General features: G+C 43.5%; 23 protein-coding genes. 10 read left to right on the forward strand and 13 right to left on the reverse strand.

What is annotated here, in order from left to right; translation table 11 throughout:
* The first annotated feature begins 6 nt into the window (after nucleotides 1–6).
* The gene (locus KPL72_RS01280; protein ID WP_219701395.1) at nucleotides 7–1,182 is read left to right on the forward strand and encodes an aldose 1-epimerase family protein; all 1,176 of its coding nucleotides are present in this window, start codon (nucleotides 7–9) and stop codon (nucleotides 1,180–1,182) included.
* On the opposite strand, the gene KPL72_RS01285 is transcribed toward KPL72_RS01280, so the two are convergent.
* A complete protein-coding gene (locus KPL72_RS01285) occupies nucleotides 1,151–1,561 on the reverse strand; it encodes a gamma-glutamylcyclotransferase family protein (protein ID WP_249422037.1) in 411 nt (136 codons plus the stop codon). The genes KPL72_RS01280 and KPL72_RS01285 overlap by 32 nt on opposite strands.
* A gap of 140 nt (nucleotides 1,562–1,701) precedes the next feature.
* Nucleotides 1,702–2,787: a bifunctional transcriptional activator/DNA repair enzyme AdaA gene (locus KPL72_RS01290; protein WP_219701397.1), complete on the reverse strand. Its 1,086-nt coding sequence runs from the start codon at nucleotides 2,785–2,787 to the stop codon at nucleotides 1,702–1,704.
* A 242-nt stretch (nucleotides 2,788–3,029) separates the two neighbouring features.
* On the opposite strand from KPL72_RS01290, the gene ypfH reads away from it, so the two are divergent.
* Nucleotides 3,030–3,647, forward strand: coding sequence for an esterase (gene ypfH, locus KPL72_RS01295; protein WP_212917185.1), 618 nt, complete (start codon nucleotides 3,030–3,032; stop codon nucleotides 3,645–3,647).
* A gap of 78 nt (nucleotides 3,648–3,725) precedes the next feature.
* Here ypfH and KPL72_RS01300 read toward each other — a convergent pair whose 3' ends face one another.
* On the reverse strand, nucleotides 3,726–5,684 hold the full coding sequence (locus KPL72_RS01300; RefSeq protein ID WP_219701400.1) for a methyl-accepting chemotaxis protein: 1,959 nt from the start codon (nucleotides 5,682–5,684) through the stop codon (nucleotides 3,726–3,728).
* A 244-nt stretch (nucleotides 5,685–5,928) separates the two neighbouring features.
* Between KPL72_RS01300 and KPL72_RS01305 the strand changes: the two genes are divergently transcribed.
* From KPL72_RS01305 to KPL72_RS01320, 4 genes are all read left to right on the forward strand, one after another.
* The gene (locus KPL72_RS01305; protein WP_219701401.1) at nucleotides 5,929–6,696 is read left to right on the forward strand and encodes a transporter substrate-binding domain-containing protein; all 768 of its coding nucleotides are present in this window, start codon (nucleotides 5,929–5,931) and stop codon (nucleotides 6,694–6,696) included.
* Nucleotides 6,697–6,857: 161 nt separating this feature from the next.
* A complete protein-coding gene (locus KPL72_RS01310; RefSeq protein ID WP_212917188.1) occupies nucleotides 6,858–7,619 on the forward strand; it encodes a sulfite exporter TauE/SafE family protein in 762 nt (253 codons plus the stop codon).
* A gap of 219 nt (nucleotides 7,620–7,838) precedes the next feature.
* On the forward strand, nucleotides 7,839–9,356 hold the full coding sequence (locus tag KPL72_RS01315; protein WP_219701402.1) for a pectate lyase family protein: 1,518 nt from the start codon (nucleotides 7,839–7,841) through the stop codon (nucleotides 9,354–9,356).
* 251 nt (nucleotides 9,357–9,607) lie between these two features.
* A complete protein-coding gene (locus KPL72_RS01320; protein ID WP_219701403.1) occupies nucleotides 9,608–10,231 on the forward strand; it encodes an FMN-binding negative transcriptional regulator in 624 nt (207 codons plus the stop codon).
* 23 nt (nucleotides 10,232–10,254) lie between these two features.
* Here the strand turns inward: KPL72_RS01320 and KPL72_RS01325 are convergent, their stop codons facing one another.
* Genes KPL72_RS01325 through KPL72_RS01335 form a run of 3 tightly spaced genes read right to left on the reverse strand, consistent with a single transcriptional unit; the run spans nucleotide 10,255 to nucleotide 15,247 of the window.
* The gene (locus KPL72_RS01325) at nucleotides 10,255–11,175 is read right to left on the reverse strand and encodes a GGDEF domain-containing response regulator (RefSeq protein ID WP_219701404.1); all 921 of its coding nucleotides are present in this window, start codon (nucleotides 11,173–11,175) and stop codon (nucleotides 10,255–10,257) included.
* 1 nt (nucleotide 11,176) lies between these two features.
* A complete protein-coding gene (locus tag KPL72_RS01330) occupies nucleotides 11,177–13,903 on the reverse strand; it encodes a response regulator (protein ID WP_219701407.1) in 2,727 nt (908 codons plus the stop codon).
* A 57-nt stretch (nucleotides 13,904–13,960) separates the two neighbouring features.
* On the reverse strand, nucleotides 13,961–15,247 hold the full coding sequence (locus KPL72_RS01335; RefSeq protein ID WP_219701408.1) for an S-methyl thiohydantoin desulfurase family protein: 1,287 nt from the start codon (nucleotides 15,245–15,247) through the stop codon (nucleotides 13,961–13,963).
* Nucleotides 15,248–15,483: 236 nt separating this feature from the next.
* Between KPL72_RS01335 and KPL72_RS01340 the strand changes: the two genes are divergently transcribed.
* Complete coding sequence (locus KPL72_RS01340; RefSeq protein WP_219701416.1) at nucleotides 15,484–15,837, forward strand: GFA family protein; 354 nt, start codon at nucleotides 15,484–15,486, stop codon at nucleotides 15,835–15,837.
* Between the two features lie 46 nt (nucleotides 15,838–15,883).
* Here the strand turns inward: KPL72_RS01340 and KPL72_RS01345 are convergent, their stop codons facing one another.
* On the reverse strand, nucleotides 15,884–17,059 hold the full coding sequence (locus KPL72_RS01345; RefSeq protein ID WP_219701421.1) for an MFS transporter: 1,176 nt from the start codon (nucleotides 17,057–17,059) through the stop codon (nucleotides 15,884–15,886).
* 100 nt (nucleotides 17,060–17,159) lie between these two features.
* Here KPL72_RS01345 and KPL72_RS01350 point away from each other — a divergent pair, with 100 nt between their 5' ends.
* The gene (locus tag KPL72_RS01350) at nucleotides 17,160–18,065 is read left to right on the forward strand and encodes a LysR family transcriptional regulator (RefSeq protein WP_219701423.1); all 906 of its coding nucleotides are present in this window, start codon (nucleotides 17,160–17,162) and stop codon (nucleotides 18,063–18,065) included.
* A gap of 14 nt (nucleotides 18,066–18,079) precedes the next feature.
* Here the strand turns inward: KPL72_RS01350 and KPL72_RS01355 are convergent, their stop codons facing one another.
* From KPL72_RS01355 to KPL72_RS21320, 6 genes are all read right to left on the reverse strand, one after another.
* Nucleotides 18,080–19,198, reverse strand: a complete 1,119-nt coding sequence (locus KPL72_RS01355; protein ID WP_219701425.1) for an ABC transporter ATP-binding protein — start codon at nucleotides 19,196–19,198, stop codon at nucleotides 18,080–18,082.
* A gap of 11 nt (nucleotides 19,199–19,209) precedes the next feature.
* Complete coding sequence (locus tag KPL72_RS01360) at nucleotides 19,210–20,172, reverse strand: carbohydrate ABC transporter permease (protein ID WP_219701427.1); 963 nt, start codon at nucleotides 20,170–20,172, stop codon at nucleotides 19,210–19,212.
* Between the two features lie 9 nt (nucleotides 20,173–20,181).
* A complete protein-coding gene (locus KPL72_RS01365) occupies nucleotides 20,182–21,048 on the reverse strand; it encodes a carbohydrate ABC transporter permease (RefSeq protein WP_219701429.1) in 867 nt (288 codons plus the stop codon).
* 32 nt (nucleotides 21,049–21,080) lie between these two features.
* The gene (locus KPL72_RS01370; protein WP_219701431.1) at nucleotides 21,081–22,436 is read right to left on the reverse strand and encodes an ABC transporter substrate-binding protein; all 1,356 of its coding nucleotides are present in this window, start codon (nucleotides 22,434–22,436) and stop codon (nucleotides 21,081–21,083) included.
* 57 nt (nucleotides 22,437–22,493) lie between these two features.
* Nucleotides 22,494–23,504, reverse strand: a complete 1,011-nt coding sequence (locus KPL72_RS01375) for a LacI family DNA-binding transcriptional regulator (RefSeq protein ID WP_219701432.1) — start codon at nucleotides 23,502–23,504, stop codon at nucleotides 22,494–22,496.
* 256 nt (nucleotides 23,505–23,760) lie between these two features.
* Complete coding sequence (locus KPL72_RS21320) at nucleotides 23,761–25,059, reverse strand: methyl-accepting chemotaxis protein (protein WP_219701434.1); 1,299 nt, start codon at nucleotides 25,057–25,059, stop codon at nucleotides 23,761–23,763.
* 297 nt (nucleotides 25,060–25,356) lie between these two features.
* Between KPL72_RS21320 and KPL72_RS01385 the strand changes: the two genes are divergently transcribed.
* Entirely contained in the window at nucleotides 25,357–25,659 is a 303-nt protein-coding gene (locus KPL72_RS01385; protein ID WP_219701436.1) for a type II toxin-antitoxin system RelE/ParE family toxin, read from the forward strand.
* Entirely contained in the window at nucleotides 25,656–25,955 is a 300-nt protein-coding gene (locus KPL72_RS01390) for an addiction module antidote protein (protein WP_219701438.1), read from the forward strand. Before KPL72_RS01385 ends, KPL72_RS01390 begins: the two co-directional genes overlap by 4 nt.
* Nucleotides 25,956–26,094 lie beyond the last annotated feature (139 nt).

A 26,094-nucleotide genomic window follows, 5' to 3' on the forward strand; every position in this document is an offset into this window, starting at 1 on the left:
TGGCCCATGTTTCAACTTGTTCTTCTTAGTAATCAACAGCATATTGATGTTGCTAACCTTTCTTTATCTGCAGAATTAATGGGCTTACCGAAAGATATTCCGATTAGTGTGCAGCAGACATGTCTTATGGGCGGCAAGCAAACCGGCTCACGTTTGATCACGTTAACCGTGGGCGATTCTGTGGTTCGCGTTGTGCCGACTCGTGGCATGGCGGTTCTTGATGTTGTTAGGAAAGATACGACAGGAAAAGAAGTACGATTTGGTTGGGACTCGCCGGTTAAAGAAATCGTTCATCCAAGCTTTGTTAATCAAGAAGCGTCCGGCGGCATTGGTTGGTTAGATGGTTTTAACGAGATGATAGTGCGTTGTGGTTACCAATGGGCAGGGCATCCCGGTCAAGATGGCGATGAATTTTTGACATTACATGGTCGTATTCAGAACACACCTGCCGATGAAGTGATTTTAGAGGTCGAGCAAGTGCCACCTTATCGTGTCACTTTACGCGGCCGAGTCGATGAAAAACGCTTCAAGTTCACCAATTTCGAGCTGCAGACTGCCTTGTCACTGACGCCAGATGAACCTTATTTATTGGTTGAAGATACCTTGACCAATAAAGGCAGTTATCCGCGCGAATACCAAGCGATTTATCACAATAATTTTGCTCAGCCGATTTTGGAAAACGGCGCACAACTGCATGTTCCTATGGCGGAATTATCGCCGTTTAATGACTATGCCGCTGGTGGTTTGAGTGATTGGAATAAGATGCCAGCGCCAACGAAAGACTTTGACGAAATGGTGTTTAACATTCGGCCAGTTAGTGACGAGAAAGGTTTTTCTTATGCCTTATTGCACAATGCAAATGCGAGTAGTGGCATAGAAGTGAGCTATCAAACCGATACCTTGCCAGTGCTTACCGTGTGGAAAAATACGGACACACTGGAACAAGGTTATGTGGTGGGAATCGAGCCGGGCACTAGCTTTGCTTATAACCGATCTTATCAGCGCGATTTAGGCTTGGTGCCGACGATTGCCGCTGGGGAATCCAAGCAATTTGTAGTGCGTTTTGGCTTGTTAACGGATAAAGATCAAGTCAAAGCGAGCGTGACGAATATTGCCCAATTACAAAGCAGTCAAACTGCTCAAGTCTTATCTACGACGATTGTGCGCCTTGGTGAAGCATAGACGTTCGGGAATAACGCTCCCAGTCGCCTGCTTCCATATACGGAGCATGGTCTAGAGATTTGTTGTACACGTAAATCCAGCCACGACCGTAAGGCGAGAAAACACGCTTTCTTATGTATAGAGAGCTATCTGGCGCCTTTGGGTCATAACCTTCTAGTTGATCCAAAGACGCGAGTATTTCGTCTGAGACGTCATACCACTCGACTCGGATGCGACCACTTTCGTCGTGAGTTGAGGTAATGGCTGGAAAGTCTCCTAAATTGTGCATGCGAAACCCCGTCAGCCAACCTAGACCGATGCGCTTGCAGTCGGCAAGAAGTTCGTGATTATTTAGCCCCTCACGAAGCGTCCCATATACAGCAACAATGTTTGTAGGCATGTTGAATTCCATCTAATTACAATTAAAGTGTAGAAGATGAACTTGCTTAAAGGTCATTTCAAGTCTTGTACAAGTAAATTACATTGCCATGACACAACCTTGATGTATTCATGAAACTACTGGCATTCGAACACTTAATCTCAGCCTTTTTCGAGGCTTTGAGTTTCTAAATATTGACGGTGCGATCTTTCATGATCAAGCAACCAGCGTTTGCGCTCTAATCCACCCGCATAACCGGTTAAACTGCCGTCTTTACCAATCACTCGATGACAAGGAATAACAATGGCAACACGGTTCATGCCATTGGCTCTGGCGACAGCTCGCACAGCTTTAGGGTTATTCAATCGAGTGGCTTGTTCTTGGTAGCTGGCGGTTTTACCAAATGGAATGGTGCCAAGCATTTGCCAGACGGCATTTTGGAAGTCGGTTCCTGGAGTATGAAGCGGTACACTAAATTCGGTTCTCTTACCTAGAAAGTACTCTTCTAGCTCTTGCTTGAGTTGCTTCATGTGAGCATTCTCTCCCGCCATAATCGGTGCTTTTAAACGACGCTGTAAGTCTTCAAACTCGGTTTCTAACATGCGTCGGTCGACAAATTCCAATAGACAAATTCCTTCGTCAGTGGCGCAGACAAACATAGGGCCAATGGGCGTTGTCAGCCTATCGATTAAAATCACAGCATTCTCCAAATTTAGGGTCGGCGCATGGCCAAGTAATTTTTTAAAAGTGTAACCGAAACCACTTAAAGAATCGTAGCCTGAATCTAACGCGGTATTGGTGGCGCTCTTGCCTGTCTTTAATTCTTGAAACGCATAATTAATACGATACATGCGCTGAAAGGTTTGAAAGGTCATGCCGTAATGTTGATTAAACCAACGACGCACAAAGATGGGCCGTATTCCAGATTCTCTCAACTCTTGGTCGGTGATTTTTGCCTTAGTGCAGTCTCGCACAAGGTTCATTGCCGCTTGCACTTCATAAGGCGCTTCATGAGCATTTTCAGTGGGGCGACAGACTTTACAAGGGCGAAAACCTGCGTCCATTGCGTCTTTGAAATGAGTGTAAAACTCCACGTTTTCACGCTTTGGTTTACGTGCTCGACACGTTGCAATGCAAAAAATAGAAGTGGTTTTGACGGCGACAAAAAACACGCCGACAAAACTGGGTTCACGGTTTAGTAAGGCTTGATAATAACCATCGGCTTGTTTTTCATCTGTTATTAACATGCGTTTTTCCGTTGCTGAATAATGGTTCGTGTTTGTTGTGAAAGTGTTTATTATAGAAGGTTAGCTTGATTCTTAACGAAGCAACAACCGAAAACTGGACGAGCATTTTTTATTGTCTTTTGTTCGATCACAGATTGTTTCTAATTATGAAATAGAAGCTTGAGGAATAGCTGATATATCTTGTTTTATAGAAAGAGTAGAGTGTTACTATATTTTTGGTTGAGTTTTTATAAGGATGTATGATGAACACTTCTATTTTGATACAAGAACCTAGAGTATCTGAGCGTTTGTTTTTACTATTTCATGGGGTTGGGGCAACGCCTCAGAGTTTATCTCCTTTGGGAGATGTTTTGGCTAAGTCTTTTTCTCAAGCCGCTATAGTGTCTGTTCAGGCACCTGATGCCTCTGATTTCGGACAAGGTTATCAGTGGTTTTCAGTACAAGGCGTGACAGAGGAAAATCGTGTTGAACGCATTGAAGCCGCGATGCCAGCCTTTATTGAGACAGTAAAATATTGGCAGCAAAAAATCGGCTTAAGTACGGAGCAAACGACGCTAATTGGATTTTCCCAAGGCGCCATTATGTCCTTGTCTTCCATGCAGATGGTCGAGGAAACGTTAGCGGAAAAAATCGTTTCTTTATCTGGGCGGTTTGCTATATCTCCCAATAAACAACCCATTAATAACACGCAAGTGCATTTTATCCATGGAAATCAAGATAATGTGATTGACTATCGCTTGTCACAATTAGCGCATGAGGCCTTAAGGGCTCGCGGTGTAGCAAGCACATACGATCTTATTCCCCATCTTGCTCATAGTGTCGATCAAACTGTTGCCACTTGTTTGCTGCAGCGTTTATAACTTCATTTTCGTTGATTATAAAAAAACCTAACGCACGTATTTATGCGTTAGGTTTTTTTATTTCTCTGGTCTCTAAAATTAAGACTGGCTAGATTTAAAGCGTCCTACCATGACTTTTAATTCATCAGATAGTTGGTTTAATGCGGTTGCGGTTTGGGCAACTTGATTTGATAAGTCATTGGATTTGATGGTGCCATCATGAATCACGATGACATTGGTATTAATTTCTTCAGCAACTAAATGTTGTTCTTCCGCTGATGCGCTGATTTGAATCATCATGTCCTTAATCTCTAGTACTGAACTAAGGATTTTTTCAAAGACCTGATGAGTCTGGGATGCCAAGACGACTGAATCTTTTGCTACGCTCACACTGTTGTTCATTTTCGTCGCAGCGAAGCCTGTTTGTTGCTGTAATTTACTAAGCATTTTATCTATTTCTTCAGTCGATGCAGCGGTACGGCCAGCAAGAGTGCGAACTTCATCTGCGACAACGGCAAAGCCGCGACCTTGTTCACCGGCACGAGCGGCTTCAATCGCTGCGTTCAATGCGAGAAGGTTGGTTTGCTCTGCAATGGCTTTGATGGTGTCTAGAATCCCCACAATGCTTTCAGACTCTTTGGATAGCTCGATCATGCTCTCGTTGGAACTATGAATTTCTTTTTCGAGTCCGTGTAACGAGTCCATTGTTTGTTGAATCAGTTTATTTCCTTCTTTAACCTGTGTTTCACTGTTTTCAGCTGCCGCTGCGGCACTACTGCAGCTAGATGCTACTTCATTGGCTGTCGCTACCATCTCGTTAAACGCTGTAGAGACATGATCGACAGAATTTACTTGGTGGGAAACCACGCCATTGAGTTCTGATGATAAATTCTCAGACTGGTGTGCAACTTGGCTAATTTTTTCGCATGAAGACTTGGTGTGGCCAATGATACTGTCTATTGAGGACACGAATTGATTAAATGCGGATGCCATTTGGCCTGCTTCATCTTTGCTTTTCACCTCTAGGCGTTGTGTTAAATCGCCTTCACCATGACTAATGTCTGTGAGTCTGTCGGCCATGTTTTTGACAGGCCGAATAACAAGGCTAGACAAAGTAGCGCCAATCACCATAAAAATGGCAATCATCACCAAGGAAATGATGACAATAGTGACGATTAAACTGTTTGCTTGTGCATAAATAACCTTGCTGGGAACCAGACCAATAAATTTCCATTTTAGTTCCGGTGATGTGTACACTTTCGCAAACCAAACCTCGCCATCTATTACTAACTCTTGAGGCTTGGTTTCATCTGTAAGTGAGGCGTAAGGGCGTGATGCGTCAGCGATGGGCTTAAAGTTATTTGTAGGGTCGGAAGGGTCTGCTAGAACAGTGTTGGTATCTTCTATCATGACCACATAGCCTTCACCACCAAATTTTACTTCAGCTAGCAGCTCTGTGAGTTTTTTTAGCGTCACGTCCATACCCACAGAACCATAAAAACCATTCTGTCCTTCAAAGCGTTGTAAATAATCAACAAGAGGCGCATTCGTCGAGCTGTCTCGATAGGCTGGGATGCGTATAGGGGATCGGCTATTAATCGATTGTTTGTACCAGCCTCTGTTTAACGGGTCGTAACCAGTTTCTATATCTGACATAGGCCATTGTAAGTAGCCAGAATCATTTGACCCTAGCCAAATATAGGTTAAATCTGGATGTGATTTTCCGAATGCATCCATCAGAGCAAAGGCTTCTTGTTCTAGCGGAGAATTCTTATTTGGCGTCATCACTTGTGCTGTTTTATTCGCATAACTTTCAATACTGCCAGGAGAAAGTCTAGTGAGCGCATTTGATTGTGCGAAAAATGCGACATTTTCAGCTAAGTTGTTTAAATACATGGAGAAAATTGTATCTACATAGCTAATTTCTGATTGGCTTTGTTGCTCGAAATTCTGAAGGGCGTTAGCGCGAATATTCTTAATAATGACGGCGGATACGATAAATACAGGGAGTATTACGCCTGCTGCCATTAGGGCAATAATCTTAGATTTAACTGTCATGGAAACCTCTTTACTTAATACATCCAATAAAAGTAAGGAATGTCGGAGCTTTTAACGAGCTGAAAACATCCTATTAAATAGCGTTTTCTCTGAAGTTACATTCCTTGTAATTCTTGAGCATGAAAATAAGCGATTTTTAGGTCTTTGTCTTGTTATTTTCTATTTTATTTGAAAGTTAAAAATTGAAAAACTGGCACAGCAAGTGCTTATATATTCTTTTCAACTCTTGGTTAGGTAAAAACTTATGAAGTTCACTGCGTCATTTTTATTACTCGCATCCACTATGACTTACAGCGCTATAGCGCAAGCTGATCGCTTGGAAGATATTCAAAAGCAAGGCTATATCACCGTTGGCACCACGGGGGATTACAAGCCTTTTTCGTATTACGATGGCAGCACTTTTTCAGGTTACGATATTGATGTGGCTAAGTATTTTGCGACGGAAATGGGTGTAGAAGTGAAGTTTGTGCAAACGACATGGAAAGATTTATTAACCGGTTTGGATAACGACAAATACGATATCGCCATGGGCGGTATTACACGCCGAATTTCTCGCCAAATGGCGGCAGAACAAAGCCAAGGATACATGACGTTTGGTAAATGCTTCCTTGTTTCACAAGGTCGTGAGTCCTTGTTTGATACGCTAGAAAAAGTGAATCGTCCAGAAGTAAAAGTGGGCGTGAATATTGGCGGTACTAACGAAAAGTTTGCCGATCAGTTCCTTACTAAAGCGACGATCGTGCGTTTTGAAAACAATCTAGATGTACCTAAAGCCGTCGAAGCAGGCAAAGTCGATGTGATGGTAACAGAGACGCCTGAAGCGCTTTATTATCAAGTCATTAACAAGAAACTGGATGCAGTACGTGAAGACAATCCGTTCACCAAAAGCCAATTCGGTTATTTGATTCCAGAAGGTGAACAGCGCTTGTTGAATACTGTTAATTTCATGATGGATGAGATGAAATTAAAAGGTGTTGATGAAACCTTTATGGCGAACAACTCGCTTAAATAAATTATTTATTATCGGCTCAACTTATTCTTAACTGATTAAGTTGGGCCGTTTTCAATTCTTCCGCCCAAATTATCTTTTGTCAGCTCGCCCAATACTCCTTATTATTCGCTCCTCTTTTTATTCTTTTCCGACTCGCGCAAGAGTCATTTAAGGACAATGTTATGGATTACAGTCTATTCACTGTGTCTCTTTTGATCGGTACAGGTTTTATTGCTGGCATTATTAATACTTTGGCGGGCGGCGGTTCCAACCTGACCTTGCCTGCTTTGATGGTCATGGGCATGCCTGCTGACATCGCCAACGCAACAAACCGCGTTGGCGTGTTTTTACAGAATGTGGCAGCGACCTTCGGCTTTCGCAAAGCGAAGAAGCTTGATAATGCTGACATCTTGCCAGTAATGATTCCGTCGTTACTTGGCGGCGTGGTCGGTGCGTTTGCTGCCAGTTATGCGCCAGAAACTTGGCTTAAACCTTTGCTATTGAGCGCCATGATTGGCATGACGATTATCATGATTATTCGTCCTACCATGATTGCGCCACCAGAAGGTACTGTGCCGTTTAAAGTATCGGAAAAGCCAAGTGCTTGGATCGCTTTGTTTATTGCTGGTGTGTACGGTGGCTTTGTTCAAGCAGGTGTGGGGTTTATCTTGATTGCCGCTTTAGCAGGCACCTTGCGTTACGACCTAGTTCGTACCAATGCGCTAAAAATGGTCTGTACACTTGGCTTTACCGCGTTGGCATTAGGCGTGTTTATTTGGAACGACCAGATCCTTTGGATTCCTGGATTAATCTTAGCGTCTGGCACTATGCTTGGCTCGTTTCTCGCGGTGAAATTGGCCATAAAGGCCAACCCGAGTCATCTAAAATGGTTCCTTTTCATCATGACAGTTTGTGGTAGCGCTGCAGCCCTTTTGAGTGATTAAAGATATTTCTTCTTTCTAATGTTTTGTGGGAAACAGTGATTTATTAAAAATAAAACATCGTTTTACTTTGTTGGTTTTCCTGATAGTCTATTCTCCTATACAGAAAGCATCGCTGTAGGTTGCTCTTTGTATGCAGCCAATAAAAATAACAATGCGATTTGAAAATATGCACGGCGAGTGTTCTTGATCTGCTTATTTTCAATGTCTTTGGAGAATAAAATGAATAGAAAAATTTTAGCAGCGTCTTGTATGGCGGCTAGCTTAATTGCCGGATGTTCAGCTGTGAGTACGGATAACACGTCACAGAAGCAGTCAAATACTGGAAAGAATAGTATGACGCAAAATGTGGCGCGTGTTGTTCTTCCTCTTAACGACGGCTGGGCGGCAGCCGAAGGGCAAGTGACGGGCGGTGCGAATGCACTTGATGCTCATATTTATACCGTCAGTAGTCGAAAAGCCTTCGTTGATGCATTAAAAGAAGCGGGTAACCTCCCTAAGATTATTCAAATTAGTGGCACGATTAACTTATCATCTAATGATCAAGGTCGTGAGCTGACTGAATCAGATTATCGTGTTGCACCTTATAATTTCGAAGATTATAAACATGCTTACGCACCCTCTGTGTGGAATATACAACCACTTATTAAAAAACGCCCAAATAGGGATTTAACCGGCCCTCAAGAAGAAGCTCGTTTAGCCTCGGCTAAAAAACAAAAAGACCAAATTGTCATTGATGTCCCTTCAAATACCAGCATCATAGGTTTAGGTAAAAACGCAAAAATCATTAAAGGCACCTTGCAAATTAGTGCAGGCGTTGAAAACGTCATCATTCGTAATATTACTTTTGAAGACGCGTTTGATTATTTCCCCGGTTGGGATCCAGGTGATAGTTTTAAAATTGACACCAATTACCCTGGCTGCATGGAGGAATATACGGATGCTTCACATGGGCCACAACTATGTCCAGGAGGTCGTTGGAATTCAGAGTATGACTTGATCTCTATCAACGGTGGTAAGCGTGTTTGGATCGATCACAGCACTTTCTCTGATGGTGATCGCCCAGACTCCATGTTCCCGCCAGTCTATTCATTCCCACAGAATGAAATTACACAAAAAGTTCAGCATCATGATGGTTTGGTTGATATTACTAATCAGGCGGATCTAGTGACGATTTCTAATAGCTATTTTCACGATCATGATAAGGCTTTCTTGATTGGTAATAGTGATGGAAAAACCGCAGACACTGGCTATTTACGAGTTACCTTGCACGGTAATTACTTTAAAAATGTCGGTCAGCGTATGCCGCGTGTTCGTTATGGCAAAGTGCATAGTTACAACAATTACTTTGTCGGTAATGCAGAAGGCGATGGTGTTGGTGCAAATGCTTACGAGCGCCATTTGAATTCGTTGGAACATAAGCCTAAGCACAATATTGTTCGCCAAGCATTGGGAGCAGGTAAAGACTCAGCGATATACTCAGAAGCCAATGTGTTTGAAATCAAAAATGGCGATGCTTCTCATGCTATCGGTAATATGAAAGGGAAAGTGGCTTACGATCAGGGATCAATGTTCAATGGCGAAATGATTGATATCGTTGAAGAAGCGAACAAAGCCAGTGGCAAACCTCTTTCTAAAGAGGTGGGCTGGACGCCAACCTTATATGGCCCAACGCCAGTATTGCCTGCCGCAGACGTGATTGACTACGTTAAACAAAACGCAGGAGCTGGCAAGCTATAGCAATGAAAAAATAGAGCGTGTTTTCACTTATGCCGATGTCATTTCAATCGAAATACATCGGCTTTTTTGTTCGTTCTCTCCAAAAACACAGTATTTATTAGCTATAAAGTGGGCTCTTTACAGCCAAGCTATTAGCTGCACAAAAATACAATCGACAAAATTGACAGTCATTTAAACTAGAAGCTCTTTACTACTATTTGTCATGATTAAGCTCTAACATTAGACGCGCTATCCTTATAAAAGAGAACACTATGTATTTGCCAAAACACTTTGAAATAAACGATCAAGAAGAGTTGCTCGACTTTGTTAAAGCCTTTCCCTTCGCGACGTTAGTTTCTAATGGTGATGACGGTTTAAACGCCGAGCATATTCCTATGCTGGTTCATGTCGATGCAGAGAATAGAGTTGTCTTGCAAGCTCATATCGCCAAGGCCAATAAGCTTTGGCAGAACCTAGTGAATCAAGCGGATGTATTGATTATTTTCCAAGGCGAAAATGCTTATATAACACCGAATTGGTATCCCTCTAAAAAAGTAGATGGCAAAGCGGTGCCAACATGGAACTACCGAGCGGTTCACATCAAAGGCACAATAAACTTTATCCATGAAGCCGAATGGAAGTTGTTGTTATTGGAAAAACTCACCAATATCCACGAGCAGAAACAACCTGCACCTTGGTCTATCTCCGATGCGCCACAAGATTATATAGAACAGCGGCTTGCTGGCATTGTTGGTGTGGAAATCACCGTGACCGACATTCAAGGTAAATTCAAACTTAGCCAAAACCAAAGTGTTGAAAACAAAAACGGCGTATGGGATGGATTGGCGCAAACGCAGCATCCGATGATGGCTGTGATGCAGAAAATATCTGACTAAGTTTCTTTCGCTGATAAAAGTCATTAGGTCATATCGTTGTTGTTAACGCTTTTCCATTTAACTTGGTTTTTGCCATTATGTTTTGCAAGGTATAGAGCTTCATCAGCTGTTGTGAATAAAGACTCAAAACTAAGGCCTTTTTTAGGCGTAATAGAGGCGACTCCAGCGCTGATAGTGACAACATTTTTATCTTTTTTATGGCAGGTGATGGCCATTTTATGGACTTCGTCAATGCATTTATTAAGGCGCAGTAATGCTTCTTTTTTGGTCGTTTTGGGCATAATAGCGACAAATTCTTCTCCGCCATATCGCGCCACTAGATCACCATTATGTTTAAAGTTATTACTTAGAATAGCGGCAACTTTTTGCAACACTTTATCACCAGCTGCATGACCGTAAAAATCGTTATATTGTTTGAAATTATCAATATCGATAACGGCTAAAGATAAGGTCTCGTTAAGCTCTCCCATTAACTCCCATTCAGATCGAATGGTTTCTTCATATTTGCGCCGGTTGGCCAAAGACGTTAATGGATCTATGGTGCTTAAGCGTTCTAATATGCGGTGTTGATTAATGAGTTTAAGATGCAAGGCAACCCTAGCTTTTATGATCGAAGCATGTATTGGCTTTTGAATGTAATCACTGGCGCCGAGTAAAAGTCCCTTCTCTTCATTTTCTATGTCATCCAATGCGGTGATAAAAATGACTGGAATATCGCATGTCCTTGCGTCTTGGCTTAGCTTGTTCATTGTTTCGAAGCCATTCATCTCTGGCATTATAACGTCGAGTAGAATTAAGTCCGGTGAAAATTCTAACGCTTTACGGACGCCTTGCTCTCCGCTTTTTGCCATTATAATGTCGACTTCGTCACGCAAAATATCACTGATGATTTGTAAGTTGATTACTTCGTCATCGATAATAAGGACACTAAATGCATTGGGCATTCTAACTACCTGGCAATTTGATTAAAATTTGACGAACAAGCTTCGCCGCACGTTCATACTCAATATCGTTAATATTCTGTATTATTTGAATAATATCCTTGTCATATTCAGTGTTCTTTGACTCTTGTTGTAAAACATGAAAATAATTCTCTACTTGGAAGTTACTTTGCTCTAGCAATGGAAGTACTTGTCTAAGTGTTGCCTCAAAATCAATTTTCAAATCAACATTATCGTGCTCAGTTTGGTCAAATACAAAGTTTAGCTCTACTAAAAGAGCTGATAGCTTGCTGTTGACGATTCTTAAAATAGAATCGTCAACATGCTCATTTTTAAGCAGCTTACGTTCTATGACGACGCAATCTTGGAAAATAGCTTGGGCACCAATATAAGCCGAATTTGATTTCAACGAGTGTATTTCGTTGAGCAGGTTGCGGTTAGCTAAAGTTAAAAATAAGACGTTAGGGGTTTCTAAGTAGGATTTATATTGTTCCCAAAAGGCACGCACTATTTTTAAATAGAGTGCTGCATCATTTTTTAGAGAATCAAGGGCTTTTTCAGCCTCTAAGCTACTTATCTTGTAAAGTAGAGAGAGCGCATTGTTCAGTGTTGACTCAGCCGTTACTGGTACAAGGTCGACCTTTCTATTTTCTTTATTACGTACCAAGTATTTATTTAGTGTCTTATAAAGTAAGTCCGCTGGAATGGGTTTAGGAATATGGTCATTCATTCCCACAGCTAGGCTTTTTCCCTTATCTTCTGGAGAAGTGTGAGCTGTCATGGCAATAATCGGCAGATCATAGCCAAGATCCATGCTGCGAATAAAGGCCGAAGAGGTTAATCCATCCATGACGGGCATTTGTATATCCATAAGGACAAGGTCATATTGAGTATCCTTAATTTTATCAATGGCGACTTTTCCGTTTTCCGCGTAATCGACCAGAACGCCAGTACTTTTTAAATAGCCCAATGCGACTTGCTGATTAATAGGGTTATCTTCAACAAGTAAAATATGAAAACCAGAAAACTCAGGTGTAGGTGCTATTGTTTTATTTGAAATGGCCATTTTTTCAATGCTAAAAAACTGATTTATTGCATTGAATAACGACGACTTTTCAATGGGTTTTTCTATGAATTGACGAATAATACCCGCATCTAAGTGTTGTTGAATATGATGCTTTTCATGGGCTGATATCATCAGGATGGGAGGTGCTAATTCTCTGAATAATGCTTTTATTTTTTTCGATGTCTCTATTCCGTCTATACCTGGCATTTGCCAATCCATAAAGACGACATCGAAGGCAACATCAGATTGGCGAATGGCATCGATGGCTTCCCAGCCACTCCCCACACAGGTGCTTTTTATACCAAAGCCGTTTAATAGCTTGGCTAGAATGTCTCTGGATAGGGGGTGATCATCCACCACTAGTGCGTTAAGCGTGTTTGATGCGTAGATTGTTTCAACCTTTGGCTGATGATCTGGTATTTCTAAAGGTAATACGACAGTGAAAGTTGAGCCCTTACCAATTTCACTGTCTACTTTGATTTCCCCATTCATTAACTCACATAGCTGACGCGTAATTGTTAATCCTAACCCTGTTCCACCATAGACGCGTGTGACACTGTTGTCAGCCTGTGAGAAGGCAGAAAAAAGTTCTTCTAGCTGCTCAGATGGAATCCCGATGCCAGAGTCTATCACTTCGCATTGCAGCAAAATATTATCGTCATTTAATCTATTACAGCCTAAGCGGATAATGATGGTGCCGCTCTGGGTAAACTTAATCGCGTTGCTCACTAAGTTGACCAATATCTGTTGAATACGAAGTGGATCCCCCAATAAATATTCAGGGATGTCATCAGATATGTCTGTGATTAACTCGAGCTTTTTCGCATGGGCTGCGAATATATTCATGTTGACTGTGGTCCGAATTAACTTCTCCGTTGAGAAACTCACAGACTCAGCGATTAATTTACCCGCTTCTATTTTGGAAAAATCCAGCACATTATTTACCAGACTAAGTAGGATATCGCCGGAGTCTCTTATTTTTTGCAGGTAGTCTTGCTGCACTTCATTAGGGGAAGTATTGAGAGCCAAATCGCTTAAACCGATGACCGCGTTAATAGGCGTACGGATTTCATGACTCATCCTAGCGACAAACGATGACTTTGCTTCGAGTGCTTCTTCTAGCTCCGCTTTCGCGAGTTCCAGTGCGGCTGTTCGTTCCCTGACTTTTGCATCAAGGTTGTCATTTATTTGTTTCAGTCCAACATTGTATTCTTTGAGCTTCTGACCTGCTTCAATGGCCATTTTTTCGGCAGTCTTTATTTTGGTTGTTTCATGGCTGATACCACAAATAAATAAAGGCTTATCTTGCTCATCAAAAATAGGTACTAACAAGGTGTTGTAAAATAAATCTGTTCCATCCTTTACGGTAAATTGCTCTATTAAAGTAGGCTTTTTTCTGGCAATGGCTTCCTGATAAGTACTGTAAAAACCTTCGACAATCTCTTCTGGAAACATGTCTCTAATACAGTTTCGGTGATAAATTTGGTGCGGATCAATCCCCATTGCAACACGGGATGCGGCATTATTATCATAAAGGGAAAACTCGCCACCCTCTTCGACTGCAACGATAAACATGAGATCGTCAGAATGGCTCCATAATTGAAAAAGGCATTCTTTAATCATTAAATCATGTTCTTCTTGATCAAAAAGCTCACTAAATTTCATGAAACCTCCGTGTTAGCGATAAGAATATAGCGATTATTAGTTAGCAAATAAGATGCTTTAGATGTCTTCTTTAGTTAGTAGCTTGTCTAAAGACTCATACGATCCGTAGTAGCCAAATTGCTTGGCTAGTGCAGAAAAGACTTCTTTATTATCATTCTTGAGTGTTTCAGGTGATGGTAAACTAAATAAATACACTTCTTGTCCCTCTACAATGTCTTCTACTGAAAGACCATGCCATCCTGAAAGTGATGTATCGGCTTTTTCTTTCTCTATGTCACTGAGTGAGCTTAAACCAGCCAGAATGTCATCTTTAATTGTCTCGTCTAATTTACCTAGCATACAAATTGAGTCGGGGCAGATAGTCAAAGGATGATCTTTATCTTTGTCCCAAATGAGTAAGTTTTCATTTTGGTTAATGACAATGAGCTCTCTGACTCGGTCGTTAACCGTTTGGGTAAACGACAATTTATTGAAATCAAACCCACCTTGAGAAACGCTTTCTTTGCTTGTAAGAGTAAAAGGTGCATTGTTCTCAGAAAGGCTATAGAGCGGAATGCCGAACTCCAGTTTTAAAAATGCAGCAATTAGATGAACGACATTCTTGCCATCTGTCGCGAATTGATTCAACGCGCCTCCAATACTTTGAGCCATGGAGATAGTATTTGGCACGAGCGCAGATTGTGCTTGGTCGCCATTCATGATCCAGCCTGAGATAGCACCAACACCATCAAAACTGCCTTCAGACGACAAAATGGGCCTAACCATATTTTCAATGATACTTGCTTGAGCTTTTTTCTTCGCCGCCCCGTCTGAGTCTTTGTCACTAATATGAGGCAAGTTCAAAACGATATTTCCCTCGACTAGCGCTTTTCCGTGAGGGGCATTTAATACGACAAAAGGCGTAATATTGATTTGGGAGCTATAGCTTAAGCAGGATAATGTCGGAACGGAACGTCCCGCACCATCAGCGTCAATAATAAGAGCAGGGTCTAGCGTTTTGGCGGCTGCTAGCATAGCAACAAAAATATTGGATCCAGTTTCGACTGAAATAGTGAACGTGATTTTTTTTGATTCGTTAAGGTCTTGCATAACCTCAACCGCTCTTTTTTCTGCGCCTTGTAAGCCTATTTTTTCAAAGCTTTCAGGAGAACCCATAGCACCAACCACTACACCGTAATCGCTGTTTTTCATTTTGTTTGATGAACTTAACGTAATGGGTTTGCCTGTTTCGATTATTTGGCTAACAAACGAGTAGGCTGTTTTAATCGAGCCACCACCGCCACTTGCTAATAATGTTGAGCCGTTGACAATATTGAAAAGCGCTTCTGTTGTTAAGATAGTCATGAGGTTAAGTCCTTTTAAATCGACTGGTGTCGATGAGCAATTTATTTTTTATACCATGTTGAAAATGCATAATTATTACGAACCAATACTAAACTTATACATTAAATATATTCTTGTACGCCATAGGCACCATAGTCACTTCTTATGCTTTAAGGTTATTTTTTGTATTTGACTCATGGGAAATGTAAAGTAAAGCTAATTTGGCTAAGCCAATGGCCTCTTGTAAGGCGATCCATATGCAAGAAAAAGAGTACTTAGGAAGTTGTCACTGCGGTAATGTGCAATTCAAAGTCGTCACTGACGCACCAGAATTAACCACCTGCGATTGCTCTATTTGCATCAGAAAAAACGCCTTGATGGTTAAAGTGCATGAGAGCAAATTCCAGCTCATCAAGGGCGAAGGCAGTCTGACCGAATATCAATTCCATACTAAAATCGCGCGGCACTTCTTTTGCAACGTTTGCGGTATTTATCCTTTTCATCGCAAGCGCGTCTCGCCTGACTTTTTCGGCATCAATGTTTATTGCTTAGAAGATTTCAGCACCGAAGGTATTCCGGTGCGAGCAACGATTGGCGCGGGGATGCTTTGATTAATGCGTAAAACATTCCCCGCGAGTTGATTAAGAAAAGACTAGATTAGGAAGAGGCTACTTGTTCATTACTTTGGTTTGAAGGGGTTCGTTTTAACACCAGTACCATGAGTAACCCAAGCGCTGCGGTTCCAGCTCCAGCTAAGGCTACGGAAGGCAACCCAAGTCCTGCACTTATCACTCCGCCGCCTAATGCCGCTCCCACAGCATTGCCAAGATTAAATGCACCAATATTCATAGCCGATGCTAAGTTTGGTGCTTCGCTGGCCTCATGTACCACCAAGGATTGTAAGGGTGGAACCACGGCAAAGCTGGCAATACCCCAGAGGAAAATCAGAGGCACAACGATAATTGAAGAAGTCATAGTGACAGAAAAAATGACTAACAGCAGAATCACCGCGATTAACGACACAATCAAGGTGCCGTAAAGAGATCGGTCTGCATACCGTCCACCGAGAAGATTACCAACGGCAAGCCCTGCGCCGTAGAGTACCAACATGGCGGTCACGAAGGTGGTCGAGGCATGTGTTTCTTGCTGTAGAATAGGAACGATGTAAGTAAATACCGTAAACATCGAGCTAGCGCCAACCACAGTTAATAGTAAGGCAGCCAAGACTGGACCTTTGCTTAACACGGACAACTCATTACGCATGTTCGCCTTCTCTTGATTGACCAGCGGAGGCAAACTGACTCGTAACGCTACCATTGCCACTAAACCAATAACAGCAATGCCAAAAAAAGCATTTCGCCAACCAAATGTCGCCCCGACAAAGCTCGCTAATGGCACGCCACCAATGGTGGCTATGGTGAGGCCCGAAAACATAGCAGCTACAGCCCCAGCACGTTTATTCGGTGGCACTATGTTGGTTGCCACAACGGCACCAACGCCAAAAAATACACCGTGATTAAATGAGGTAATGATTCGCCCAATCATCAACGCACTGTAACTGTCAGCCATTGCACTGATTAGATTCCCTACAGTAAAGATCCCCATAGACAACACCAGCAAACGACGTCGTGGCATATTGGCAAACAGTAAGGTCATGATCGGCGCACCAATCAGTACGCCGAAGGCGTAAGCACTGATGAGCATACCAGCTGTTGGAATAGAAACACCTAAATCCCCGGCAATTACTGGCAACATCCCCATGGGAGAAAATTCCGTCACACCTATTCCAAAAGCACCAATGGCCAACGCCATTAATGGAAAGTTGATCTTCATGTTTATTCCTCGTTTATTTATGATATGAGGGAATATAACCAGATAACAAACACCCGAATAGTGGGCAAAAAAGCTATTCTGTTTTGCATTGGATTCATAAATGAAGCAAATAAAAGTAGACAAGACCACAGAGATGGAAACCTTCCTCACCGTCGCAACGACAGGCAGTTTGAGCGGCGCCGCAAGAACGTTGGGTCTCACTCCGTCGGCGGTGAGTCGAATGATGACAAGAATTGAAACGCGTTTAGGTGTTAGGCTGCTCGTCCGTTCTACTCGCAAACTCTATTTAACCAGTGAAGGCGAATCCTATGCCCTTTCGGCACGGCGTATTTTGAAAGACTTAGAAGAAACCGAACGTGCTATCGCCGATCGAGCGAGCCCAAGCGGATTGATTAAAGTCAGTACCGCAACGGCTTATAGTCGTTTGGCTATGATTCCTTTATACAAAGAGTTTTTACAGCATTATCCCAATATCAAAATAGAAGTCGAAGTGAGCGACAAGATAAGCAATGTGGCCGATGGTCATATTGATGTCGCGATACGATTTGGTCCTTTGCCTGATAGCAACTTAACCGCAAGACGTCTTGGCGACACAGGCAGAACCGTTGTCGCTTCGCCTAACTATTTAGCGCAAGCTGGTATTCCCAAAACGCCCGCTGATTTACAGCATTTTAATTGTCTGGATTTCAGCTTTCAGCGGGTTGAACCTGGCTGGCCATTCCGTGAAAACGGCGAAGACTACATTCTACCGATACAAGGCAGCATGACGTCTAATAATGGTGAAACGCTCGTCGAACTGGTGATGGCGGACATTGGAATCACCCGAGTTGGCAATTTTCATATCGAACAGGCTCTAGCATCGGGCCAACTGGTTCCCTTATTAGAAGACTTCAACCCGCAGGACAAAGAAGTCATCCACGCTGTATTTATCGGTGGACAACACATGCCAGCCAGAGTGCGAGTCTTTGTCGATTATCTAGTTGAGAAAATGGCTTTAAATTCTTAGAGCGATTTGGTTCATTAAACTTCTCCCGCATTCAGCAGCATGCCTTGCGGGCTGGTGTCGAATAACAAGACGCGATTTAGATCCACCGACATTGAGATGTTCTCTTGGCGTTTAACATGGGAGCGTAGGTCGAGTCGGGCTTTGGCGTCTTCGCCGCCGAGTTTGAACATGATTTCTTTGTCGAAGCCGAGGTTTTCCACCAGTTCTACTTGTATGTCGTTGAATTCAAATAGGTTGTCACTTGGAGATCTCTTTAAAGACAAGGCACTGTCTTCAAAGAAGTCAGGGCGAATGCCCACTAACACAGTATCGTGGGATTTGAGGTCCTGTAAATCGACATTGGCGATTTTCGCCGCTGGCAGTCGGTAATTATCGAATACCAGATCTTCGCCTTCTATCTCGGCTTCAATCAAATTCATCGCTGGAGAACCAATAAAGGTCGCTACAAAGGTGTTGGTCGGCTGTAGATAGATCTCCATCGGTGTGCCGACTTGTTCGACGATGCCATCGCGCATCACCACGACTCTATCGCCCAAAGTCATGGCTTCGATCTGATCGTGGGTAACGTAGATCGCCGTCATGTTGTATTGATGCTGAATACGGGCGATTTCTGTCCGCATGTGATGGCGAAGCTTGGCGTCCAAATTCGATAGTGGTTCATCAAACAAATATACGTCAGCATCTCGGGCAAGGGCGCGTCCCATAGCGACACGCTGGCGCTGGCCTCCAGATAAATCGGCAGGTTTGCGATCCAAGTAATCGTCGAGCTTGAGCATTTCGGAGACATCAGCGAGTTTCTGTTTGATGGTTTCCGCGTCAGCACCGGATTTTTTCAAGCCAAAGACGATGTTTTCTCGCACCGACATATGCGGATACAAGGCGTAGTTTTGGAACACCATGGCGATGTTGCGCTTGTGGGGCGGCAAATCATTAATGGCACGTTTGCCAATCTGGATTTCTCCCTGGGTGATGTCTTCCAACCCTGCCACCATGCGCAGCGTGGTACTTTTACCGCAACCACTTGGGCCAACCAGCACGACAAACTCACCGTCTTTTACTTCTAAATTAAGGTTCTTTACGATCGGCAAGTTACCGTAGGATTTATTCACGTTACGTAAGATTACTGAGCTCATAATTCCATTCCTTATCCTTTAACACCGCCGTCGGTAAGTCCGCCTGACAAGTGTTTATTCGCCAGCATGAAACAAATCACCACTGGCAGTAGCGTCAACATGGACGCGGCCATGATGCGATCCCAAATGGCGTTCTTAGAGGTAAATAGGGTTTGCAATGCCAGCGGCAAGGTTTGGAAATCTTGGTATTGTTTGAGGAACACGGAAGCAAACAAATACTCGTTCCAAGCGATGACAAAACAATAGATAAACACGGTAAACAGCATGGGTTTCGATAATGGCATGATGATGCGCCAGAAGGCTTCTACCCTTGAGCAACCGTCCATCATCGCCGCTTCTTCTAGCGAGAAGGGGATGGTACGAAAGTAATTTCCCAACATGTACATGGCGACTGGCAAGGTCTGAATCAGATAGATCAAAAACAGACTGAAAATCGTCCCTGTCGCGCTGGATGCCAAGCCAACGTTGACGCTCATTTGATAGAGCGGAACCATCAGCAAGACGCCGCCAACCATGTAGACAAACAAGACGCCGTTTGCCATCAAGGATTGCGCAGGGAAGCGTAAGCGCGCAATCGCGTACGCCGCGAGAGACGCCAAGAAAGTCGAGCAAATCCCTGTCACGAAGGAAATCACAAAGGTATTGAGCATGTAGCGACCAAACGGAAACACATCGCCGCCAGAGCTAAATTTATCCAGTAGCATCTGCTTTTTCTCGGCCGACAGCGCTGGGTTGTCAAGTAAGCGTTGCACACTGGCTGGCACGTCGGCTTCTTTCGGTGGCATCAAGCCAAGTAGCTCTTTGTATGCATCCAAGTGTAAAACACGCGGAATGAGCGATGGATTGCCCCAATCAATTGGGTGTTTTAACGAGGTCGAAAGAATCTGCAAAAACGGAAACACGCAAAAAATCACTAAAGCGAGCACCAAGGTATACAAGATCACCGATTGGGTGGTTGAGCGTTTATTCATCATATTCTTCCCCTACCACTTAAGGACTTTACGAACGTACAGCCAGATCAAGCCGACCAGCACGAGTAATTGAATCACCGAAATCGCCGCCGCTACGCCTTGATCGACGATGCCTGCGAACGCTTGGTAATAGGTGAAAATTGGCAAGGTTTCGACATTGGGTGCAAGCAAGTAAACATCTTCAAAGCGGTTTAAATTCCAGATAATGCGCAGCAGTACCACAGTAGCAATGACGAATCTCAGCTCTGGTAAGGTCACATGCCAAAACCGTCCCCACGCATTTTGTCCATCTATCGCGGCGGCTTCGTACAAGTCTTTCGGTACGCTTTGTAATTTGGCGAGAAACAGCAAATAAGCGATCGGGAAATGCTTCCAAATATCGAACAAGATCACCACGAACAAGGCAGAATCTGGATTACCGATGAGGTTTTCCCGAGTGTCTGTCAGGTGCAAAACATCGACCACCACATGGTTATAAATGCCGTTCACTGGATCGAAAATAAACTGCCAGCCAAACACCACACTGATGACTGGGGCAAAGTAAGGTAAGAGAATCAAACCACGAGCCAGGTTGCGAAAGCGAAACTCTTGATTCATCAAAATGGCGGCCGCCAAGCCCAACACGGTCGTTCCGACGACGGTTCCGATTAGGTAAATAACCGACACGCCAATGGAATGGAAATAACGCGGATTGCCGAGCAAATCCGTGTAATTTTCCATACCGACAAAGGTCTTGGTGCCATTCAGTTGAACATCAAAAAAACTTAGATAGATGTTGAACAAAATCGGGTAAATCACTAGTAAGCCAATAATACCAACCGCTGGCGCGACCAGTTTTAAGCCAAGTCGAGATTCGTTTTTTATTAAAACAGAAGACATATTTGCTTCCCTTTATTCATACCTTCGCTTGTTTATTCACCCATAATGGCTTTCATTTCCGCTTCCGCGCTGTCTAGTGCAGCTTGCGGGTCTTTTCCTTCAATGGTCACGTCATAAATCATGCGAGGAATCACCGATTTAGCAAAGATGGCACCGGAGGCTGGGAAGGTTTTGCCTTTCACCACGGAGAAAGAACGAATGTCGTCAAAACCAGAGACGATCTGCTTCATCTTGTCTGCACCATAAAGCTTAAATACACCGTTTGGATCTTCCAAATAGGCTGGATCTTCAGCGATGCCTTTTAGCATCGGATTCATACCGCCCGGCGCCATGTGTAGGAAGGTGATGTAACTGGCTGGATCGTACATAAATTCAATGAAGTCTTTGGTGGCTTTAGTGTCTTCCGCACTTTTCGTTTTCAGCGCCACAAGACCAGACAAGGTGCCGTAAGATGCGGCGCTTTTGTGAGTGATAATCGGTGCAAACGCGGTGTTTTTCACCAATTCAGGGTCGAAGGTGCCGCCGCTAAGTTCTTTGAAATTTTCCGAAGACAAAGAGCCTTTGGCGACTTCTGCCAAAGCAAGGTCATCCATTATGTAAGTGGAATAGAAGAACATGCCCATTTTGCCTTGTAAGTAATAATCCCGAGCGCGCCAGTTCTGTGGCCCAGGTGGATTGTATTTAGCTAGCTCTTTGTAATACTTAATGGTTTCGAGTGTGGCTGGGCTATTGAAAACCAAATTGCCTTTGGCATCGAACTCACTGGCATTATTGGATAGCGCCAGTTGAGTGAAGACCTGTTCTGTGTAGCTGTCTTGTTTGGTGCCGACCAAAATACCGTATTGATTATTGGCTTTGTCGGTCAGTGCTTTGGCTGCGGTTTCGATATTTTCCCATGTATTTGGTGCGGCAAGACCTTTCTCATCAAACCAGTCTTTGCGGTACCAGATTCCTTGAATCCAACCATGGTAGGGCAAACCGTAGTAATCGCCAGAAGGTGAGGTTAGGGTGGTCAATGCGCCTTTGTGGAAGCGATTTTTGCCAATGTCTTTGATGACGCCTTGGTGGGTTTTAGTATCGACAATGCCTTCTTCGCCCAACGTCATGATGATTTCGGAGTTCACTTCAATCAGCTGCGGAGTTGTACCAGCGGCGACGGCTGCAGCCATTTGCGTGGCCATTTCGTTTTCATCAACGGCGACGACTTTGACCGTCACACCATCGTTTAAAGCTTCAAAGGTACTCGCCAGTAATTCTATATTTTGTAAGCGGTCAGTTTGGGTTTGTGCGGTCCAAAATTCTACCGTGGCGGCGTGAGTGAGCTGGCTTATCAGGAGTCCGTTTACCAGCATTGTGCCGGCGACGAATAGTGAAGTTTTACTTTTCATTATGGCTTCCTCTTGTTGTTATTTGTCTGCTTCTTACGACTTTAAAAACGTGGGTTATTAAAGTCCTATCGACACAACCCCCGGAGCTAAAACGACTTGTAGGTCCTTCACCGGAGTCCCTTTGATGCGCGCTACCATCATCTGGGCAAGCTGTTCACCGATTTGTGCTGGTGGCGCTTGCTGAATGCTGGTAATCCCCATACTGGCGGTCAGCTCATCTGCGGGTGTATCACAACCAATCACACACACAGGCTTTTCTCTTTCATTTAGCTGCGTGTTGTGCAATCGCATGGCCGCCAATGCGGCGGCTCGCGCGCTGGTGCTGGTTAGGCAGATCAACGCGGTGATATCTGGGTGCTGGAGCAGAAACTCGGCACAGGCGAGGTAACTTTCTTCCTCGTCATAGCCCACTTCTAGCCATTGTTCAGGCGCAAGAGAAAGTCCAATTTGCTCGGCGGCATCTTGAATGCCGCGTCGCCTTTCTTGGGCGAAAAAATATCGCTCGCTTACCGATACCACGCCAATCTTGTGGTGGCCTTGTTCGTGCAATCGGCTAAGGCTTAAATGACCAACTTGGTAATTATCCAAATCGAGCCAAGCAAATTGCGCCGCGCGCTCGGTGCGTCCGTAACACACAAAAGGCACGTTAAGTTTCAGTAAACGATGAACTTTCGGGTCGTTAACCCGAGTGCGAAGGAGGAGAAAACCGTCTTGATCGCCCGCTTTTACTAGGCGTTCAAACTCGCTTAATTCCTGTTTGCCTGTATCAATTGCCACTACTTGCAGTAAATAACCTTCTGCTTGCAGCGCGTGTCGAGTTCCAGCCAACACCTTCGAAAGAATGGGGTCGAGATATTGCGTGTCTTGGCAAGGAATAATCGCCGTGATCACACGTTTTGCTTGCACCCAGTGCGCCATTTCTGGCCCTTTTAATTGGTAGCCCTGTCGCGCTGCTTCTTTTAGCACACGCTTCTTCGTACTCGGGCTAATGTCTGGGTAATCGTTCAGTGCTCGTGACACCGTGGATACCGACAACTCCAACTGGGTTGCTATCTCTTTAATTGACATAAATTCATTCACTGCACCATTCTTATTGTTACCACTGTCCATCATTCAAGCCGAATTTAAAAGACTTAATCGTGCATTTTGTGACCAGCATTAATTGACGTTAAGACCGAAAATGTTTCGATGCAATACTTTATTTTTGCACAATTAAAGTGCATCTGATTGAAGGATGTAGCTTGATAAGGAAGAGTTATAGCTAGGTGCTACAGAGCGAGTCTGGTTTCGTTAGAACTCGCTCTCATCGTGAGAAACGTAAGATTTAATCTTTCATTTTGTCGACCATTTCGACGAACCTCGCCACACCAGCTGAAATCTCGGTGAGACCTCTTGATACTTCATTAATGCTTTCTTTGCCATGCAGTGCTGTACCTGTAACTGAACTGAGCATGTCATCCATTTCATTGATTAAATTATGGTTTTTTTCGACGACTTGCCCAATCTCAGCGGTCGCTGAAGCCGTGTTACTGGCCAACTTGCGGACTTCGTCAGCTACTACTGAAAAGCCTCGTCCAGCGTCGCCAGCTCGAGCAGCTTCTATCGCGGCGTTGAGAGCAAGCAAGTTGGTTTGATCGGCAATAGAGCGAATGGTGACAACGATGTCTGAAATACTTTTAGATTGGGTTTTCAGTAAACCACCTATATCGGCAGCGCTTTTTACCTTTTCAGCAATATCATTGGACGTTTGTACTGATGCATTCAGAATGCTGACGGCATTAGATGATACTTGGCTGGTTTGTTCCGAGGTGGCTGCGGCCAGTTCAATCGCGTTCATGGCATTATTAACTCGTTCTGAAATGTCAGAGGCGAATTTAATGACTTTATAGACTCGGCCCTTTTCATCAAAGATGGGGTTATAAGTGGCTTCTAGCCAAATAACTTTGCCATTACCATCAAAACGCTGAAAACGTCCTGAAGAATGTTGCCCATGCGCTAAATTAGACCAAAAGCTTGGGTTATCTCGGTAGAATTTTTCATCGCAAAACATTTTATGATGTTTGCCAACAATGTCTTGTAGATCGTATTTCATTGCTCTTAAAAAATTACTGTTGGCGTGAAGTATGTTGCCTTCAGGATCAAATTCAATAACAGCGAGCGAGCGGTCTAACGCCGTTAATACGGCATTTTTGTTTGCCAGTGATTCCTGCATTTTTGTGATGTCATTGGCTATCTTTAGAATTCTAGTGACGTTGCCTCTTTCATCGGAGACAGGAAAGTAGCTGGCTTCTAGGTGAATAGGTTGCTTGTTTTGCTTAAAGCGTAGAAAGGTACCGTGGAAAGATTTGCCTGCTTTGAGGTCATCCCAAAATGCTTTGTATTCAGCTGACTTTGTGTATTCTGCAGCACAAAATATACGATGATGTTTACCGACGATTTGCTCTAATGTGTAGCCCACCGCTTCTAAGAAAATCGGATTGGCATCTAAGATAATGCCGTCTACATCAAAGCTGATACAGGCGGTATTTTGCTTAATGGCGCTTAACTCATCGTGACACTGTTTTAGTTTTTGGTTTTCTGGGTTTGAAGTCGATGGCTTGTCTTTTCTTTTGCTAAAAATCATCTAGGCTTATCCTTAAACTATCGCAGAAGGGGAGCTGCCTCATTGGCAATAAATAAACATTAGATGAATTATGGTTGATGAAATTAAAAAACGCCTCATTAAATAACTGTTTTTTTAACCTACTTTATTCCGTTGCGGCCTCACAAACCCTTTCCTCGCTTTATCTATTTTCTCCCGCATAAAACAATCTTCCGCATGGTCGTTGATGAGTCCCATGGATTGCATGAAGGTGGAAAAAAGTATTGAGGTTAGGTTAAAAAACAACCATACTGTATCTAAATGAATACGGATTGTTTTATGTATGATATTAAACTCACGGATGAGTTCAACCTTTGGCTGCGTCGACTAAAAGATCACTCAACTAGGATTCGTTTAGCCCGTCGCCTAGAAAAGGCGTCACGTGGATTACTTGGCGATGTTAAGCCTGTAGGCGATGGTTTGTATGAAATGAGAGAGCATTTTGGACCAGGTTGGAGAATGTATTACGTTCAACGCGGGACTACTTTGATCATAATGTTGGCTGGTGGCGATAAATCGACGCAAAGCAGAGACATAGAATTGGCTAAACAGCGAGCTACAAAACTGGATGAGGCGACATGACTTCAACAAAAGAATTAACCAACTTTGATATGGCTGAGCAGCTTCGTACTGACGAAGACATTGCCGCCTATTTATCTATGGTGCTTGAGGATGGTGATACCGACGAGCTGATTCACGCGCTTGGTCATATTGCCAAAGCACGAGGCATGACGCAGATAGCCAAAGACAGTGGACTTGGACGTGAAAGCCTTTACAAAGCCCTCAGATCAGGTTCTCGGCCGCAATTTGATACGATAGTAAAGGTGCTTAAATCCCTTAATTTTGATTTGAAAGCCGTGATTCATTCGCAAAAATGAGCACATCGACTTCGATTAGATGCGCTTTTAAGGCCTAACAAACCCCTTCCTCGCTTTATCAATTTCCTCCCGCAGAAAACAGTCTTCCGCGTGGTCGTTGGGCCGACGAATTGCCAGCCCATTTTTGGGAATTTAAAAT

The sequence above is a fragment of the Marinomonas lutimaris genome (assembly GCF_019426345.1).
GTDB classification, from domain to species: Bacteria; Pseudomonadota; Gammaproteobacteria; order Pseudomonadales; family Marinomonadaceae; genus Marinomonas; species Marinomonas lutimaris.